This window comes from Verrucosispora sioxanthis (assembly GCF_010560025.1).
GTDB classification, from domain to species: domain Bacteria; phylum Actinomycetota; class Actinomycetes; order Mycobacteriales; family Micromonosporaceae; genus Micromonospora; species Micromonospora palythoicola.
The window spans coordinates 882,015-899,012 of record NZ_SAIY01000001.1 but is presented as its reverse complement, the minus strand read 5'-3'; the positions used below and the strand labels follow the sequence as shown (position 1 = coordinate 899,012).

At 71.5% G+C, this 16,998-nt stretch carries 16 protein-coding genes, 3 tRNA genes and 1 pseudogene; 15 read left to right on the top strand and 5 right to left on the bottom strand.

The window, feature by feature from the left end; all coding sequences use genetic code 11:
• The first annotated feature begins 72 nt into the window (after positions 1-72).
• Positions 73-1,656, top strand: coding sequence for a citramalate synthase (cimA, locus tag ENC19_RS04180; RefSeq protein WP_164445760.1), 1,584 nt, complete (start codon positions 73-75; stop codon positions 1,654-1,656).
• Between the two features lie 52 nt (positions 1,657-1,708).
• Here cimA and ENC19_RS04175 read toward each other — a convergent pair whose 3' ends face one another.
• Both ENC19_RS04175 and ENC19_RS04170 read right to left on the bottom strand, forming a co-directional pair.
• The gene (locus ENC19_RS04175) at positions 1,709-2,236 is read right to left on the bottom strand and encodes a DUF2690 domain-containing protein (RefSeq protein ID WP_164445759.1); all 528 of its coding nucleotides are present in this window, start codon (positions 2,234-2,236) and stop codon (positions 1,709-1,711) included.
• Between the two features lie 133 nt (positions 2,237-2,369).
• Positions 2,370-3,353 carry an endonuclease/exonuclease/phosphatase family protein gene (locus tag ENC19_RS04170; RefSeq protein WP_408058052.1) on the bottom strand — a complete coding sequence of 328 codons (984 nt, stop codon included), beginning with the start codon at positions 3,351-3,353 and terminating at the stop codon, positions 2,370-2,372.
• Positions 3,354-3,785: 432 nt separating this feature from the next.
• Here ENC19_RS04170 and ENC19_RS04165 point away from each other — a divergent pair, with 432 nt between their 5' ends.
• The 7 genes from ENC19_RS04165 (at position 3,786) to arfB (ending at position 9,316) form a co-directional block, all read left to right on the top strand.
• Positions 3,786-4,283, top strand: a complete 498-nt coding sequence (locus ENC19_RS04165) for a hypothetical protein (protein WP_164445758.1) — start codon at positions 3,786-3,788, stop codon at positions 4,281-4,283.
• 164 nt (positions 4,284-4,447) lie between these two features.
• Entirely contained in the window at positions 4,448-5,497 is a 1,050-nt protein-coding gene (locus ENC19_RS04160; RefSeq protein WP_164445757.1) for an AAA family ATPase, read from the top strand.
• A gap of 26 nt (positions 5,498-5,523) precedes the next feature.
• Positions 5,524-6,525, top strand: a complete 1,002-nt coding sequence (locus ENC19_RS04155; protein WP_408058051.1) for a DUF58 domain-containing protein — start codon at positions 5,524-5,526, stop codon at positions 6,523-6,525.
• A complete protein-coding gene (locus ENC19_RS04150; protein ID WP_164445755.1) occupies positions 6,522-7,481 on the top strand; it encodes a VWA domain-containing protein in 960 nt (319 codons plus the stop codon). The genes ENC19_RS04155 and ENC19_RS04150 overlap by 4 nt, the downstream gene beginning before the upstream one ends.
• 63 nt (positions 7,482-7,544) lie before the next feature.
• Positions 7,545-8,408, top strand: coding sequence for a S1C family serine protease (locus tag ENC19_RS04145; RefSeq protein WP_164445754.1), 864 nt, complete (start codon positions 7,545-7,547; stop codon positions 8,406-8,408).
• Positions 8,409-8,516: 108 nt separating this feature from the next.
• Positions 8,517-8,813 carry a hypothetical protein gene (locus tag ENC19_RS04140; protein ID WP_164445753.1) on the top strand — a complete coding sequence of 99 codons (297 nt, stop codon included), beginning with the start codon at positions 8,517-8,519 and terminating at the stop codon, positions 8,811-8,813.
• A 77-nt stretch (positions 8,814-8,890) separates the two neighbouring features.
• A complete protein-coding gene (gene arfB / locus ENC19_RS04135) occupies positions 8,891-9,316 on the top strand; it encodes an alternative ribosome rescue aminoacyl-tRNA hydrolase ArfB (RefSeq protein WP_164445752.1) in 426 nt (141 codons plus the stop codon).
• A gap of 5 nt (positions 9,317-9,321) precedes the next feature.
• On the opposite strand, the gene ENC19_RS04130 is transcribed toward arfB, so the two are convergent.
• Together ENC19_RS04130 and ENC19_RS04125 are read right to left on the bottom strand one after the other, a co-directional pair.
• The gene (locus tag ENC19_RS04130; RefSeq protein ID WP_164445751.1) at positions 9,322-10,239 is read right to left on the bottom strand and encodes a 3-methyladenine DNA glycosylase; all 918 of its coding nucleotides are present in this window, start codon (positions 10,237-10,239) and stop codon (positions 9,322-9,324) included.
• Positions 10,240-10,273: 34 nt separating this feature from the next.
• Positions 10,274-11,580, bottom strand: a pseudogene (locus ENC19_RS04125) (LPXTG cell wall anchor domain-containing protein).
• Between the two features lie 134 nt (positions 11,581-11,714).
• Between ENC19_RS04125 and ENC19_RS04120 the strand changes: the two are divergent.
• The 4 genes from ENC19_RS04120 (at position 11,715) to ENC19_RS04105 (ending at position 13,182) form a co-directional block, all read left to right on the top strand.
• Entirely contained in the window at positions 11,715-12,518 is an 804-nt protein-coding gene (locus ENC19_RS04120) for a fumarylacetoacetate hydrolase family protein (RefSeq protein ID WP_164445750.1), read from the top strand.
• A 96-nt stretch (positions 12,519-12,614) separates the two neighbouring features.
• Positions 12,615-12,686: transfer RNA gene (locus tag ENC19_RS04115), tRNA-Gln, on the top strand.
• Between the two features lie 138 nt (positions 12,687-12,824).
• Positions 12,825-12,897: transfer RNA gene (locus ENC19_RS04110), tRNA-Glu, on the top strand.
• 209 nt (positions 12,898-13,106) lie between these two features.
• Positions 13,107-13,182: transfer RNA gene (locus ENC19_RS04105), tRNA-Glu, on the top strand.
• Between the two features lie 183 nt (positions 13,183-13,365).
• Here the strand turns inward: ENC19_RS04105 and ENC19_RS04100 are convergent.
• Positions 13,366-14,052 carry an IclR family transcriptional regulator gene (locus ENC19_RS04100; RefSeq protein ID WP_013284529.1) on the bottom strand — a complete coding sequence of 229 codons (687 nt, stop codon included), beginning with the start codon at positions 14,050-14,052 and terminating at the stop codon, positions 13,366-13,368.
• 49 nt (positions 14,053-14,101) lie between these two features.
• Here ENC19_RS04100 and leuC point away from each other — a divergent pair, with 49 nt between their 5' ends.
• The 3 genes from leuC to ENC19_RS04085 all read left to right on the top strand — a co-directional run bounded on the left by leuC (position 14,102) and on the right by ENC19_RS04085 (position 16,926).
• Positions 14,102-15,547, top strand: coding sequence for a 3-isopropylmalate dehydratase large subunit (gene leuC, locus ENC19_RS04095; RefSeq protein WP_164445749.1), 1,446 nt, complete (start codon positions 14,102-14,104; stop codon positions 15,545-15,547).
• A 12-nt stretch (positions 15,548-15,559) separates the two neighbouring features.
• Complete coding sequence (gene leuD, locus ENC19_RS04090) at positions 15,560-16,147, top strand: 3-isopropylmalate dehydratase small subunit (protein WP_164445748.1); 588 nt, start codon at positions 15,560-15,562, stop codon at positions 16,145-16,147.
• Positions 16,148-16,320: 173 nt separating this feature from the next.
• On the top strand, positions 16,321-16,926 hold the full coding sequence (locus tag ENC19_RS04085; protein WP_164445747.1) for an HU family DNA-binding protein: 606 nt from the start codon (positions 16,321-16,323) through the stop codon (positions 16,924-16,926).
• Positions 16,927-16,998: the final 72 nt, after the last annotated feature.

The following is a 16,998-nucleotide window of genomic DNA, read 5'->3' as shown; positions in this document are numbered from 1 at the left end:
GAGCGCGCAGACCTCCCGCATCCGCGGGGGGTCTTTTTGTTGCGCCGGCCGGTGCCTGACGAAGGGATCACCATGACGTTTCAGGTCTACGACACCACGCTGCGCGACGGCGCCCAGCGGGAGGGGCTCAGCTACTCGGTGGTCGACAAGCTCGCCGTGGCGCGGCTGCTCGACGAGTTCGGTGTGGGGTTCATCGAGGGCGGCTGGCCGGGCGCGGTGCCGAAGGACACCGAGTTCTTCCGCCGGGCGCGTACCGAACTCGACCTCCGACACGCGGTGCTCGTCGCGTTCGGCGCCACCCGCCGGGCCGGCACGGTAGCCGCCGACGATCCGCAGGTGCGTGGCCTGCTCGACGCGCAGACCCCGGCGGTCGCCCTGGTCGCCAAGGCCGACCTGCGGCACGTCGAGCGGGCGTTGCGCACGACCGCCAAGGAGAACCTGGCGATGATCCACGACACGGTGGCCCACCTGGTCGCCGAGGGGCGTCGGGTCTTCGTCGACGGTGAGCACACCTTCGACGGTTACCGGCACGATCCGGCGTACACCGCGTCGGTGGTGGAGACCGCCCTCGCGGCGGGCGCCGAGCGGTTCGTGCTCTGCGACACCAACGGCGGGATGCTGCCGTCCCAGGTGACCGCCGCCATCGTCGACCTCACCGACCGGATCGGTGTCGCGCCGGAGCTGCTCGGCATGCACGCCCAGAACGACACCGCCTGCGCGGTGGCCAACACCATCGCCGCCGTGGAGGCCGGGGTCCGGCACGTGCAGGGCACCGCCAACGGGTACGGCGAGCGGCCGGGCAACGCCGACATCTTCGCGGTCGTCGCGAATCTCCAACTCAAGCTCGGGCTGCCGGTCCTACCGGAGGGCTGCCTGGAGCAGATGGTGCGGGTCTCCCACGCCATCGCCGAGATCGCCAACATCGCCCCCGACACCCACCAGGCGTACGCCGGGGCCGCAGCCTTCGCCCACAAGGCGGGGTTGCACGCGAGCGCGATCAAGGTGGATCCGCTGCTCTACAACCACGTGGAGCCCGAGGTGGTCGGCAACGACATGCGGATCCTGGTCACCGAGATGGCCGGCCGGGCCAGCATCGAGCTGAAGAGCCGCGAGCTGGGGTTGGATCTGGCCGGCCATCCGGAGACCCTGTCCCGGGTCACCAACCGGGTCAAGGAGCTGGAGGCCGGCGGGTGGTCCTTCGAGGCCGCCGACGCCTCGTTCGAGCTGCTGGTCCGCTCCGAGCTGCCGGACGCCGCGCCGGTGCGGCCCTTCGCGCTGGAGTCGTACCGGGTGCTGGTCGAGCACCGCGAGGACGGCTCGGTCGTCTCCGAGGCGACCGTCAAGATCCGGGTACGCGGGGAACGGGTGATCGCCACGGCCGAGGGCAACGGTCCGGTGAACGCGTTGGACGAGGCGCTGCGGGTCGGTCTCGGCCGCCACTACCCGGAGTTGCGGGACTTCGAGCTGGCCGACTACAAGGTGCGGATCCTGGAGGGCAGCCACGGCACCGGCGCGGTGACCCGGGTGCTCGTCGAGACGGCCGACGGGCGGGGCGGTGGCTGGACCACTGTCGGCGTACATCCCAACGTGGTCGAGGCGAGCTGGCACGCCCTGGTCGACGCGCTCACCTACGGCCTGGATCGGGCGCGGGTCTGAGCACGGCTGCCGGCGACCACGGTCGTGGTCACCGGCAGCGCGTGGTGGGGGCTCACCACCAGCGGGTACAGATGGTCCCCGAGTAGCAGGCCTGTGCCTCCAGGTCGGCGTCGTTGACCATGGCGGTCCAGAGGTGGTTGTTGGAGTATTCGGTCATCGTGGTGCGGTGGTTTCCGTTGAGGTAGCGGCTGACCACCTTGATCCCGACGTAGCTCGCGGTGGTTCGCGCCCACGCGGTGCGGCATCGCGGGCTGTACCGCAGCTCGACGCTGCCCGTCGGGTCGGACACCCGGTACGTGTAGCTGCCGGACGTCGGGGTTATGGCGTCCTGACCGCAGGTGTAGTAGTTGCCGTAGCTGGTGTAGATTTTGAAGGTTGCCGGGTCCTTGCCGTCGCAGACGGAACCGCAGCCGGACGCGGCGAGCGTCACCTCGTCGATCATGGCGGCCTCGCTGGCAGCGATCTCCGCCTGGACCTCGGCGGCGGCGTGGTCGGGTGCGGCCTGGGCTGAGGCGGGTGCCACGAGCAGGCTCAGAGCGAGGGCGGAGGCGAGCCCGGACATCCGTAACAGTCGCTTCATTGTTGCTCCTGTGACTAGGGGACGACCGGAGTATGGCGAGAGCTCTCATCACCCTCTCATCAGTTGACCATCGTTTTGAGTGAGCATTCGGCCTGCCGCTCGCCAGGCCGTGGGCGACCACCCGGCGAATCGGTCAGCGCTGCGCCGGCAGGCGTAGTTCGGCGAGGACCATGCGGTGGTCGCTGCCGGGTAGCGGGTGGACCGTCACGTCCCGTACGGCGATGCGCCGGTCCACCAGCACGTGGTCGATCACCACGGGCGGGATGAAACCACCGTCGTACGGTCCCCAGGTGCCGGTGAGCCCGGCGCCGACCGAGGCGGCGGCGTCCACGTAGCCGGTGTCGAGCAGGGTGCGCAGCGGACCGTGGTCGAGGGTGGCGTTGAAGTCCCCGGCGAGGATGCTCAGCGGTCCGTCGGGGGTGGCCGCCGGCTGGGCCGCCAGGTCGTCACGCCAGAACTCCACCTGGTCGACCGCGTACGGAGCCGCCGGGTGCGCCGACTCGACGCGTACCGGGGGTGCGCCGGGCACCGTGACGGTCGCGTACGCCTGGGTGAAGGCCCAGGCGCCGCGTAGCTGGCGGACGCCACCGTCGCTGAGCGGGTGTCGGGCGTACAGGCCGGAGCCCGGGGTGCCGACGATCGGGTTGAGCTGCCGGTGCACCAGCACCATGTCGAGGCCGAGCCGATCCAGCTCGGCCTGGGCCGTCGGGGTCAACTCCTGCACGAGCAGCAGGTCGACCTGCCGTGCGCGGACCACCTCCACCACCGCCGCCGGATCGGCGGCACCGGCGAGCAGGTTGGCGGTGAGCACCCGTACGGTCGGTCCGGCAGCGTCCGGCTGCGGCGCGGGCAGGGCGCGGGGTGCCACCAGCGCGACCAGGGCGAGGGTGGTCAGCGCCGCGACGATCGCCGGGGCCCGGCGGCGCAGGGCGAGCGCGAGGACCAGCGGGACCAGGCTGCCGATCGTCACGTACGGCGTGAAGGCCAACGCCTGCACCAGTGGTCCCCGGTCCAAACCGATCGACCGGACCAGCACCCACCCGACGCCGGGCGCGACGGCCAACCAGCAGAGCAGGCCGACCCGGGACGGCCGCCAGGTCCGGTGGCCGATGGTGATCTCCACGTCAGGCAGGCTACTGAACCTCGCCCGGTGTGCACCGTCCGGCCACGAACACCCGGCCCGACCGGATCCCGTACGGCGGCTCGACGAAGATCCCAGAAATCGGTTCCCGGGAACGATTTCATGAATTGTTCACGGCTTCACTTTCGCAATTGCTGGCGTTGATCCGACAACTCGCCGACGGCATTGTCGCTATTGACCCCCGGCATTTTTCAGTGCTACGTTTCAGCTGCTCGGGAGGTCGCGCTCAGGCAAGGAATCACCAGCTCAGAGTGCATGTCAATTGGTGGGTTGGATGCGTCCGCGGGTGCGCTCCCGGATGGGGTGCGCAGGCGGTGATCGCTCATTGCCGCCCGACTCGAAAAGGCAACAACCGCCCCGTGTGTCACGGGTCGGCCGTATCTCCACGCCTGAAAAGGGAGACCCGTCATGACCAGATTATTCCGACGTAAGACGGCTGCGGTGGCGATCGCGGCCCTGGCGCTCGCACTGGCCGGCGGCGGAATCGCCGCGGCGAAGCCGACCAGCGGATCCGCCCAGCCCACCGCCCGCAGCGCCCAGCAGCCGGCCGTCACCACCGCCTCACTGAACAGCGCGAAGGCCACCCTCGCCAAGGGCGACGGGATGAGCACCCAGGCCGTCAGCGGCTTCTACGCCACGGCGGTCAACGCCAACGGCACCAAGGCCCGCGGTGCCGGCGTCGTCATCAAGTACGGCGTCGGCGAGTACGAGGTGCAGTTCGGCAGCAACGTCACGAACGGCATCTACGTCGCGACGATCGGGCGGCCGGACTCGTGCTGCATCCCGCCCGCCGGTGAGATCTCCGTCGCGCGGCGGCTGCTCACCCCGAACGCGGTCTTCGTCCAGACCCGTGACTCCGCCGGCACCCCCGCCGACCTGCCGTTCTACCTCCTCGTGCACCGCTGATCCGTCCACTGTCGCCGGCCTCCGTCCCACGACGGAGGCCGGTGCCGCGTGGGAGGGAGCCCCTCCTGCCCACTGTCCGGTAAGGGTGCCGATCACGTGGTCTGGGCGGCGCAGGGCCGGAAATTCCGACGTTTGTCCGCCGGTCGGCTCGGGAAGCAAGCACCGTGACGGACATCTCGGACACCATGGCCAGCCTGCCCAGCCCGGCCGATCCGGACGCGACCGCGGCGGAGTTGGACCAGACGCTCTTCGAGGTCAAACGCGTGATCGTCGGGCAGGACCGGCTCGTCGAACGCCTCCTGGTCGCGCTGCTCGCCGACGGGCACTGCCTGCTGGAGGGCGTACCGGGAGTGGCCAAGACGCTCGCCGCGCAGACCCTCGCGACGGTGGTCGGCGGCAGCTTCTCCCGCATCCAGTTCACCCCCGACCTCGTCCCCTCCGACATCGTCGGCACCCGGATCTACCGCGCCTCGAAGGAGAGTTTCGACGTCGAGCTGGGCCCGGTGATGGCGAACCTGGTGCTGGCGGACGAGATCAACCGCGCACCGGCCAAGGTGCAGTCGGCGCTGCTGGAGGCAATGGCCGAGCGTCAGGTGTCGATCGGCGGACGCAGCCACCCGGTACCGGAGCCGTTCCTGGTGCTGGCCACCCAGAATCCCATCGAGTCGGAAGGGGTCTACCAGCTGCCGGAGGCGCAGCGGGACCGCTTCCTCATGAAGATCATCGTCGACTACCCGGACGTCGCCGACGAGTTGGCCATCCTCTACCGGATGAGCGCCGACCGCCCCCGGGCGCACCGGGTGCTCGACCCGGAGCGGCTGCGCGAGTTCCAGCGTCAGGCCAGGCAGGTCTTCGTCCATCACGCCATCGCCGAGTACGTGGTCCGGCTCATCCTCGCCACCCGTGATCCCGGCCGGTTCGGGTTGCCGGAGATGGCCGGGCTGCTGGCCTACGGTGCCAGCCCGCGCGCCACCCTCGGGCTGGTCTCGGCCGCTCGGGCCCAGGCCCTGCTCCGGGGACGCGGCTACGTCCTGCCCGACGACGTCCGGGAACTCGCGGCGGACGTCCTGGCCCACCGGCTGGTGCTCTCCTTCGACGCGGTCGCCGACGGGGTGAGCGCCGACTGGGTGGTCCACCGGCTGGTCGAGGCGGTACCGCCGCCCCGGGTGGCCACCGCCAGGCAGGCGTACGCGACCGACCTGGCAGTCGCCTGATGGGCCGCCGGAACCCCGTGCCGCCGGTGGCGGCGGACCCGGTGCTCACCGATCTCACCCCCGGCCAGCGGTTGCGGCGGCTGGAACTCACGGTGACCCGACGTCTCGACGGCCTGCTGCACGGCGAGCGGCACGGTCTGCTGCCCGGTCCCGGCAGCGAACCGGCGGGCAGCCGCGAGTACCGGCCGGGTGAGGACGAGGTGCGCCGGATGGACTGGTCGGTGACGGCCCGCACCGCCGTGCCGCACGTACGGGAGGTGGACGCCGACCGGGAGCTGACCACCTGGCTGCTCGTCGACGCCAGCCCCAGCATGGAGTACGGCACCGCCGAGTTGGACAAGCGGGAACTGGCCGTCGCCGCGGTCGCGACCATCGGCTTCCTCACCGCCGGGCCCGGCAACCGGCTCGGCGCGCAGGTGCTCACACCGTACGGGCTGCACCGGGTGCCGGCCCGGGGTGGGCGTACCCACCTGCTCGGGCTGCTGCGTGCGTTGCTGGCCGCGCCCCGGGCCGGCGACGACCCGGACGTCGGGCCCCGGGCCGCGCCCGTCGCCGGGCTGCCCGACGCGCTGCCCGACGCGCTGGCCGAGGTGCGCCGGGTCGCCCACCGGCGTGGTCTGGTGGTGGTGGTCTCCGACTTCCTCGACGGCCTGCCCGACGACCCACGGTGCCCGGCCCGCTGGGAGCGTGCGCTACGTCAGCTCACGGTTCGCCACCAGGTGCTCGCGGTCGAGGTGACCGACCCTCGTGAGCTGGAACTGCCGGACGTCGGTCTGATCACCCTGGTCGACCCGGAGACCGGTGAACACCGCGAGGTGTGGACCGGCGACCGACACCTGCGCGAGCGCTACGCGGCGGCGGCTGCCGCCCAACGTGAGCAGGTCCGGGACGCGCTGCGCCGGGCCGGTGCGACCCATCTGGCGCTACGCACCGACCGGGACTGGACCGTCGACATCGTCCGGCACGTGCACGCGCAACGCCGGCTGGTCGCCGCCGCGGCCACGTCGCACCGGGGAGGTACGGCGTGATCTGGCAGTCACCTGTGCGGCTCTGGCTGTTGCTCGGCGTGCTCGCACTGGCGGCGGCGTACCTGGTGGCGCAGCGGCGCCGCACCCGGTACGCGGTCCGCTTCACCAACCTGCGGCTGCTCGACCGGGTGGCGCCCCGGCGCCCGACCTGGCGTCGGCACCTGCCGGCCGGCCTCTTCCTGGCCATGCTGGCCCTGCTCGTGGTCGGCTTCGCCCGACCCACCGCCGAGGTCCGGGTGCCCCGGGAACGCGCCACCGTGATGGTGGCGGTGGACGTCTCCACCTCGATGCTCGCCGGCGACGTCGAGCCGGACCGGCTCAGCGCGGCCAAGAGCGCCGCTCGGCGCTTCGCCGACGGTCTGCCCCGCGAGTTCAACGTGGGACTCGTCGCGTTCGCCGGTAGTGCGGCGGTACTGGTGCCACCGGGCACCGACCGGGAAGCGCTGCACGACGGGATCGAGCGGCTGGCCGAGGGCGCGACGGGGGTGCAGGGCACCGCGATCGGCGAGGCGATCAGCACCTCGCTGGGTGCGGTGAAGGCGCTCGACGACAAGGCCTCGACCGAGCCACCACCGGCCCGGATCATCCTGCTCTCCGACGGGGCGAACACCTCGGGCATGGATCCGGTGGACGCCGCCGCCGAGGCGGTGGCCCTCGACGTGCCGGTGCACAGCATCTCGTTCGGTACGCCGGGTGGCTTCGTCGACCGGGGCGGGCGACCGATCCAGGTGCCGGTGGACGGGGAGACGCTGCGGGCTGTGGCCGAGCAGACCGGGGGCGGCTTCCACGAGGCGGGTACGAGCGCCGAACTGCGGGCCGTCTACGACGACATCGGCAGCTCGGTGGGTTGGCGCACGGTGCGGCAGGACGTCTCGGCCCGGTTCATCGGGCTCGGGCTGGTCTTCGCGATGGGCGCGGCGGTCGGCTCGATGCGCTGGTTCTCCCGCCTGCCCTGAGTTCCGACCGTCCGATCCGCGACGGCGGCCGCAGCCGAGGCCACACACGTGAGGAGCGTACGTATGGCAGTGCAGACCGGACTGGGTGAGCCGCGTGGACCCTGGTTCGTCTCGCCCGACCTCGACCCGGACGGGCGGGGCGGGACGGACCCGGCGGCGCGGGAGCGGGAGCGGTTGCTGGGCGGCTGGCGGCGCCGGCTGCTCGCCGGGTTGGCGATGATCGCGATTTCCGCCGGTTCGGGAGCGGTCGCCGGTGGCTGGGTGGCCGGTCGCGACGGCATCCCGGGGCCGGCCGCCGCGTCCGCCGCCCCGGTACCGGCCGAGCTGGTGACCGCTGCCGAGAAGACCGTGCCCGGTGTGGTGTCGGTGCTGGTGGGTGGGGCGGCGGGGGGTTCGGCGAGCGGTTCCGGCTTCGCGGTGGACTCCGAACAACACATCATCACCAACGACCACATCATCGCCAGAGGCCGTGGCGGGCCGGTGACCGTCGAACTGCCGGACGGCCGGCGGTACGCGGCGGAGGTGGTCGGCCGGGAGCCGGACAGTGATCTCGCGGTGCTCAAGGTGCCGTCGTCGGCCAACCTGACGTCGCTGCCGTTGGCCAAGCCGGGTGCGACCCGGGTCGGCGAACCGGTGCTGGCCGTCGGATCGCCACTGGGGCTGCCCGGCACCGTCACCGCGGGCATCGTCAGCGCGCTGGACCGGCAGGTGCGCCTCGGTGACAACCGGCACCGTGCGGTGCAGACCGATGCCTCCATCAACCCCGGCAACTCAGGGGGACCCCTGGTCAACGCCCGGGGCGAGGTGGTCGGGGTGAACACCGCGATCGCGACGATCGACGGCAACGGCTCCATCGGCATCGGGTTCGCCATCCCGATCGAGCAGGTGCAGCAGACCGCCGACACGATCATCGGAAAAGGTGGCTGATTGCTGAGAGTGACTGTCCGATTACGGGGAGATCGGGGCAACTGTCGGATTCCGGCGCCCGATGATCGGAGAATGGAAATATTACGCTCGGTATGAATACTGGCGTGGGTGGAGCGTCCTCTCATCGCGGCCCTCCTGCTGGTGGGCCTCATCATCGGAAGTGGCGTCGGGTCGTCGTACGCGCGCGCCCGACGGGGCTGGAACGACTACCAGGCGGCGAAGAAGACCGTGCCCGGGGCGCGTCGCGCAGCCTGGATGCTGATCAAAGTCGTCACCACGAAGGTCGGCGTCATCGCCCTGCTCCTGATCGGAGCGGTCGCGTACGCCGCCACCGGCGGCGGTGACGATCCGGCACCGTCGACGCCGACGCCGAGCAGCACCGCCGACGAGCGGCCCGACCGCTGACCACCGGATCGCCGAGCCGGATGTGCGCTCGCGGCGTTGGCGCGAAGGCGCTGCGGACCCCGCGCTAGCCTCAGGGCGTGGACGACGGACTGCGGGTGACCGACCGGTGGGTGGTTTCCGCCGCCGAACTGCGGGAGCGGTTCTCCCGATCGTCCGGACCGGGCGGACAGGGCGTCAACACCGCCGATTCCCGGGTCGAGCTGAGCTTCGACCTGGCCGGCTCACCGAGCATCCCCGAGTCGCTGCGTACCCGGGCGCTGGACCGGCTCGCCGGACGGCTGGTCGACGGCGTGCTGACGATCGCGGCCAGCGAGCACCGGGCCCAGTTGGCCAACCGTGAGGCGGCGCGGGAACGCCTGGTGTCGTTGCTGCGCGAGGCGGTCGCCCCGCCACCGCCACCGCGTCGTCCGACCCGCCCGTCGCGGGCGGCCAAGGAGCGGCGGCTGGCCGAGAAGAAGCGTCGGGGGCAGCGCAAGCGCGACCGTCGGGTGGACGGCGAGTAGCCCCGTCAACCGCGGTCGAGCAGCGCCGAGCACACCTCGATCAGCCGGGCCCGCAGCCGACCGGCCCGCTGCGCGAACTCGCGTTGCCGCGCCACGTACTCGGCCTTGCCCTCCGGCGTCTCGATCGCCACCGGCGGCTCACCGTAGGAGGAGAAGTCGTACGGCGACGCCCGCATGTCGAGCAGCCGGATCTCGCCGGCCAGCTCGAAGCAGTCGAGCGCCAGCGCACCGGGAACGGCGGGACCCAGCTTGGTGGCCCACTTGTGGCAGTCCATCGAGGCGTGCAGACAGCCGGGCTGGTCGAGGTCCACCTGACCGGCCCGGGTCGGTCGGAGATGGTTGAGTTCGACCGCGTCGGGGGTGAAGAACCGGTACGCGTCGAAGTGCGTGCACCGGATCTGGTGCGACTCGACCACCGCGTCGGTGCCCCGCTGACCGAGTCGAAGGGGCAGCGGGTGCCGGTGCTCAGCCTGGCGGTACACCATCGCCCACTCGTGCAGCCCGAAGCAGCCGGTGAACGCCGGTCGGGACGCGATCGCGGTCAGCAGTCGGTGGATGAAGCGCACCGAGTCGCCCCGGTCGGTCAGGAACGCGTCGACGTCGAGGCGTACCGAGCCGTCGGCGTCCGTCGCGTACCAGCGCCACCGGTGCTGCGGCGCCGGACCGTCCGAACCGGCTTCCAGACGGACACCGACGCCCGGGTGCCAGCGGCGTAGCACCGACGGTCGGGTGCCGTAGTAGTCGTACAGGAAGTCGTCGATGGCGTGGCGTGCCCCGGCGGCCCGGCGGGCCCGGTGTCCCGCGGTGAGCGAATCCGCGCGTCGCTCGTGCCCCGCCAGCAGGGGCCGCCAGGCGGTGGCCGGCAGGCTGGCCGGTCGTCCGCCGTCGACACCACCGACGACGGAGGCGGGAACGGTGCTCACGGAGCCAAGGGTACGACCGCCGTCCGGTAGCCGGTCAGGGCACGTCGACGCGGACACCAGCGGAGAAGACCCCGCTGCGCAGCTCCAGCCGCTGCGGCGCCTCACGCCCGGTGATGGTGAAGACCAGCGGCAGCACCACCCGGCTGCCGGCGGCCAGCGGGTCGGCGAACACGTCGCGTCCCTGGTTCGCCCGGCGGGTGGCCGGCTCGTCGGTGGTGACCCAGTTGCCGTCGGCCAGGTACGCCCGTTGCAGCTTGCCGTGCCAGCTCTGGTGCTCCCGGGTGAGGTTGCGGACCCCGACGGTCGCCTGACACTGCCGCGCGCCCCGGCCCGGTTCGCAGCTCATCCGGTAGACGGTGAACTCGAAGGCGTCCTCGCGTAGCGGCATCCCCAAGGCGCCACTGACCCCGGTGCCGGTCCAGGCGCCGCTGGTCGGCTGGCTGTCCGTGTCGATCGCGGTGACCCGGCGGGTGGCCGACCACGCGGCGGCGCCCAGCGTCCCGGCCAGCACGATCGCGGCCACCGGCACCACGACCCACACCGGCGGCTTGCGGCGCCGGGCCGGCGGCCGGGGCGCGGCCGGGCGTGGGTAGATGGTGCCTGGCCCGTCCGAGGCCAGTGCCGCGGCGACCGGCCGTCGGCGGCGTCTCCAGGTGAGCAGGCCCACCACGCCCAGCACCAGCAGCCGGCGCCGGCGGCCACCAGCGCGGGTGTCTGGCGGCGCCAGCCCGTGGCTTCCGGCGACTGCGACGCCGCCATCCCCGGCGCCGTCCAGGTGGCGCTGGCACAGTCGTACGGCTGTCGGCCGTCGCTGGCGAAGGCGCACGTCGGAGCGGTCACCGGCTGTCGGGAGCCGGTCGTGGTGAGCGTGGTGCCAAGTGTGGTGGTGCTCTCCGGCGCCAGCCTCAGCCGCCAGGTCACCTCGGTCGCCGCCGAACCGCCGGGGCGTAGCACCCGACCACCGTCGCTCACCGCGGTCGCCGAGACCCCCTGGGGCAACTCCTGACGCACAGTCGTCTCCACCGGGGTGCTGCCGGCGTTACGGACCTCGATCCGGTACCCGGGCGCACTGCTCTGCTCCGGCGCGACCCGTACGCTCACCTCCGGCCTGGCGGCCGGCGAGACCACCCGGGTGGGTGTCGGTACCGCCGGTGGTGCCGCCGGCATGCTGGGCTCAGGTGCGGCCGCCGCCGGCGTGAGCCCAGCCGTCGGAGCGTGCGGGGCGGTGACCGCCGGAGCTTGCGGGGCGGTGGCGGTCGGCAGCACCGGCAGGGCGGTCAGCAGACCGACGCAGTGCACGATCGCCGCGAGGGTCCTGTGGTGTCGTGTCGATGCAGGCATACGAACGAACCTCCGCAGCCGACGCTAGGTGCGGGCGCGCGCCGGGTGGGTACGAAGCGGTGAATCCGGCCCGGACGGTGCGCGGCGCGGGTAAGCTGCGCCGACCGTGCGCCGGCCGCACTACAGTTGGCCTGGTGCGTATCGCTCGTTTTGCTCATGCCAAGGGAATGTCGTTCGGTGTCGTCGAGGGAGAGCCGGAGGCGGGGCCCCAGGGGCTCACCATCGCCGAGATCTCCGGCCACCCGTTCGGCCAGATCACGTTCAGCGGGGTCCGCTGGGCGTTGTCCGACGTCCGGCTGCTCTCGCCGATCCTGCCCAGCAAGGTGGTCTGCGTCGGCCGTAACTACGCCGAGCACGCCGCCGAACACGGCGCCGAGGTGCCGAAGGAGCCGCTGTTGTTCCTGAAGCCCTCGACCTCGGTGATCGGTCCCCGGGACGCGATCCGGCTACCGGAGTTCAGCAAGCAGGTCGAGCACGAGGCCGAGTTGGCGGTGGTGATCGGCGCACCCGGCGCCCGCCGGGCCGACCGCGCCGCCGCGGAACGGGCCATCTTCGGCTACACCTGCGCCAACGACGTCACCGCCCGGGATCTTCAGCGGTCCGACAGCCAGTGGACCCGGGCGAAGGGGTTCGACTCGTTCTGCCCGATCGGGCCGTGGATCACCACCGGGCTCGACGTCACCGCCCTGGAGATCCGCTGCGAGGTCGGTCGCGATCCGGAGGAGATGGAGGTGCGGCAACTCGGCCGCACCGGCGACATGGTCTTCGACCCGCCGGCCCTCGTGTCGTATGTGTCACACGTGATGACGTTGCTGCCCGGCGACGTCGTGTTGACCGGTACGCCGGCAGGGGTTAGCCCGCTCACGGACGGGGATACGGTGAGCGTCCGGATCGAGGGGATCGGCGAGCTGACGAACCCGGTGGTGTCGGCGACCTGATCGCCGTTTTGGCAGCTCAGGAGTGGTTTGGGGAAGTCGATTTGGCCTGTCGGTGCCGGGAGGGTAGAGTTTGTTCCCGGCGCCGCAAGGGGCCAATGGGGTATGGGGTAATTGGCAGCCCGACTGATTCTGGTTCAGTTAGTCTAGGTTCGAGTCCTGGTACCCCAGCGCAGCCGAGATTCGTCCCGAATCGAGGCCGCTGGATTCTGGTGGAGTTCGGCACCGAGGCACCGCGAGGGGCTCCGGTGGCGGGGTCTGGTAGAGTTCGGCGGCACCGCCCGAAAGGGTGGTGCCGCGATGTGTTCTGGCCCCGTCGTCTAGCGGCCCAGGACGCCGCCCTCTCAAGGCGGTAGCGCCGGTTCGAATCCGGTCGGGGCTACAGATGTTCACGGCTCGTTCCGCTGCTGCGGAGCGAGCCGTTTGCTTTACCGCAGCTGTCGCCCGTGGATCGGGCCCGCGCGCCGACTCCCCGCACTGGGGTCCGGTCGGCTGGGTCACCCACGCGCCACCCCTGTGCGGCACTCGGCGGCGGCGCCGCTAGACTACTGCCGCACCGCCCACAAGGGCTGGTGAACTGGAAAAGTGCCTGGCCCCGTCGTCTAGCGGCCCAGGACGCCGCCCTCTCAAGGCGGTAGCGCCGGTTCGAATCCGGTCGGGGCTACCACACACCAAAGCCCGTCTCCCCCGCCGAGACGGGCTTTCCCCATCTCCCATCTCCCATCTCCCCCTCCGCCCGGCCCGCTCCGCCGCGTTGATCATGAAGTTGTTGTCCGGCCGTCCGGCGTGGCGTGACAATAACTTCATGATCAACGGGTGAAGCGGGGGTGGGGGTGGGGTGGGTGGGGGGTCAGAGGCCGGAGAGGCGTTGGCCGGCGCGGACCACGGCCATGGCGTGGCGTTCGCCGGGGCGGCGGCCCAGGCGCTCGATGGGGCCGGAGATGGAGATGGCCGCGATGACTCGGCCGGTGCGGTCGCGGATCGGGGCCGAGACGCTCGCCACACCTGCCTCGCGTTCGGCGACGCTCTGCGCCCAGCCTCGACGGCGGACCTCGGCGAGGGTGCGGCCGGTGAACTTCGACCGGGGCAGCAGCGGCATCACCGCCTCCGGCGGCTCCCAGGCGAGCAGGATCTGCGCCGCCGAGCCGGCGGTCATCGGCAGCACCGAGCCGACCGGCACGGTGTCGCGTAGCCCGCTGGCCCGCTCGGCGGCCGCCACACAGATCCGCTCGTCCGCCCGACGCAGGTAGAGCTGGGCGCTCTCGCCGGTGGCGTCCCGCAGGGCGGCCAGCAGTGGCTCGGCCGCGGTCAGCAGCACATCCGGCGCCGCGTTCGCCAACTCGCCCAGGCGTGGGCCGGGACGCCAGCGACCCTGGGTGTCCCGGACCAGCATCCGGTGGATCTCCAGCGCCTGTGCCAGCCGGTGCGCGGTGGCTCGGGGCAGCTTCGTGCGTTCAACAAGTTCGGCAAGGCTGGCGCCGTCGACACAGGCGGCCAGGATGACCACCGCCTTGTCGAGAACGCCGACACCGCTCATACTGTGTCCCACAAGCCGAAATTTACCTCCCAGAATTTAGGATGTCCAGATGGTGGGAGTCACTCCAGAGCCGAGAACCTTGGCCGAGAAGGTCTGGGACGCACACATCGTCCGGTCCGCTGATGGTGAGCCCGATCTGCTCTTCATCGACCTGCACCTGCTGCACGAGGTGACGAGCCCGCAGGCGTTCGACGGCCTGCGCATGGCCGGCCGTCGGGTGCGGCGTACCGACCTCACGCTGGCCACCGAGGATCACAACACCCCGACCGGGTACGCCGATCCCTCGTTCCAGCAGCGTCGCGGCGACCTGCTCACCATCGCCGACCCCACCTCCCGTACCCAGATCGAGACGCTGCGGCGCAACTGCGCCGAGTTCGGCGTACGGCTGCATCCGCTCGGCGACGCCAACCAGGGCATCGTCCACGTCATCGGCCCGCAGCTCGGCCTCACCCAGCCCGGCATGACGATCGTCTGCGGCGACTCGCACACCGCCACCCACGGCGCGTTCGGCGCCCTGGCCTTCGGCATCGGCACCAGTGAGGTGGAGCACGTGCTGGCCACCCAGACGCTGCCGCAGGCTCGCCCGAAGACGATGGCGGTCACCGTCGACGGCCGGCTCGGCCCCGGTGTCACCGCCAAGGACCTGGTGCTCGCCCTGATCGCCAAGGTCGGTACCGGCGGCGGACGCGGGCACATCGTGGAGTACCGGGGCGAGGCGATCCGGGCGCTGTCCATGGAAGGGCGGATGACGATCGCCAACATGTCCATCGAGTGGGGCGCCAAGGCCGGCATGATCGCGCCGGACGAGACGACCTTCGCGTACCTGAAGGGGCGGCCGAACGCCCCCAGCGGCGCCGACTGGGAGGCGGCGCTCGCCTACTGGCGGACCCTGCCCACCGACGAGGGCGCGACCTTCGACTCCGAGGTGACCCTGGACGCCACCGAGATCACGCCGTTCGTCACCTGGGGCACCAACCCGGGGCAGGGTGCGCCGCTGGGTGCGGTCGTGCCGGACCCGGACGAGTTCGTCACCGAGCCGGAGCGGGCCGCCGCCCGCCGCGCCCTGGCGTACATGGACCTGAACCCCGGCACCGCGTTGCGCGACCTCGCCGTCGACGTGGTGTTCGTGGGTTCGTGCACCAACGGGCGCCTGGAGGACCTCCGCGCCGCCGCCGACGTGCTGCGCGGCCATCGGGTTGCTGACGGGGTACGCATGCTCGTGGTACCCGGCTCGGCCGCAGTACGCGAGGCCGCCGAGGCGGAGGGGCTGGACAAGGTCTTCACCGACGCCGGCGCCGAATGGCGCTTCGCCGGCTGCTCCATGTGTCTGGGCATGAACCCGGACACGCTCTCGCCGGGGCAGCGCGCCGCCTCGACCTCGAACCGGAACTTCGAGGGCCGCCAGGGCCGGGGTGGGCGTACCCACCTGGTCAGCCCGCCGGTGGCCGCCGCCACCGCCGTCGTCGGCCGGCTGGCCGCTCCCGCCGACCTGTAGAAGGGCTGCGACATGGACAAGTTCACCGTGCACACCGGCACCGCCCTGCCGCTGCGTCGCTCCGACGTGGACACTGACCAGATCATCCCCGCCGTGTACCTCAAGCGGGTGACCCGTACCGGTTTTGCCGACGGGCTGTTCAGCGCGTGGCGGGAGGACCCGGCATTCGTGCTCAACGATCAAGCTTATTCGGGAGCGTCGATTCTGGTGGCCGGTCCCGAGTTCGGCACCGGGTCATCGCGGGAGCACGCCGTGTGGGCGTTGCGTGACTACGGCTTCCGAGTGGTGATCTCACCGCGCTTCGGTGACATCTTCCGCGGGAACGCCCTCAAGGAAGGGCTGCTTCCGGTAGAGCTGGAATTGAAAGCCGTCGAAGAAATCTGGAGCCTGGTCGAGGAGAACCCGGCCACCCCGGTGGTCGTCGACCTGACCGCGCGTGAGGTGCGGGTCGACACCGCTACCTGGTCGTTCCCGCTCGACGACTTCAGCCGGTGGCGGCTGATGGAGGGCTTGGACGACATTGGACTCACCCTCCGCCACGAGGACCGGATCAGTGCCTTCGAGGCCGACCGACCGACCTTCCTGCCCCGGGTCGCGTAGCCCGAACGCCCCGATCCGCAGCCGATTTCGCCCCCACCGGTGCCACCGGTGGGGGCGAATCCGTTACGACACAAGGGCTTTTTTCCGCCGAATGTTTGTGTCCCGCCAGCACAGGGCATACCGTGCGCGCAGAATGGCTCGCGTCGAGTCAGTTGCACAATCAGGAGGAAGTCGTGAACAAGGCCGAGCTCATCGAGGCGCTCGCCGTTCGCCTGGGGGACCGGAAAACGGCGACGGCCGCGCTCGACGCGGTCCTCGCTGAGGTCCAGGCGGCGGTCACCAAGGGCGAGAAGGTGGCGATCACCGGTTTCGGAGCGTTCGAGAAGCGGGTCCGGGGCGCACGAACAGCCCGCAACCCGCGTACCGGGGAGGCGGTGAAGGTCAAGAAGACCTCGGTGCCGACGTTCCGCCCCGGTGCCGGGTTCAAGGAGATGGTGGCCAGCGGCAAGGTGCCGAAGGCCACGGCTGCGGCGAAGAAGACCGCCGGAGCCACCGCCAAGACCACCGGTGCCAAGGCGACTGCGGCGAAGAAGACGACCGCGGCGAAGAGCACCGCAGCCAAGAAGACCGCGGCGAGCAAGACCGCGGCGGCCAAGAAGACCACCGCGACCAAGACGACCGCGAAGGCCGCTCCGGCCAAGAAGGCCGCCACCAAGAAGGCCGCCCCGGCGAAGAAGACCGCCGCGGCGACCAAGGCGACGGCGGCTCGCAAGACCGCGACGGCCAAGAAGGCGCCGGCGAAGAAGGCGTCGGCCAGGAAGACCGCGACCCGGCGCTGAGCCGGTCGTACGACGAGGGCGCCCGCCGGCACGGCGGGCGCCCTCGCCATTGCCTCCGACGGTCCACCCCGA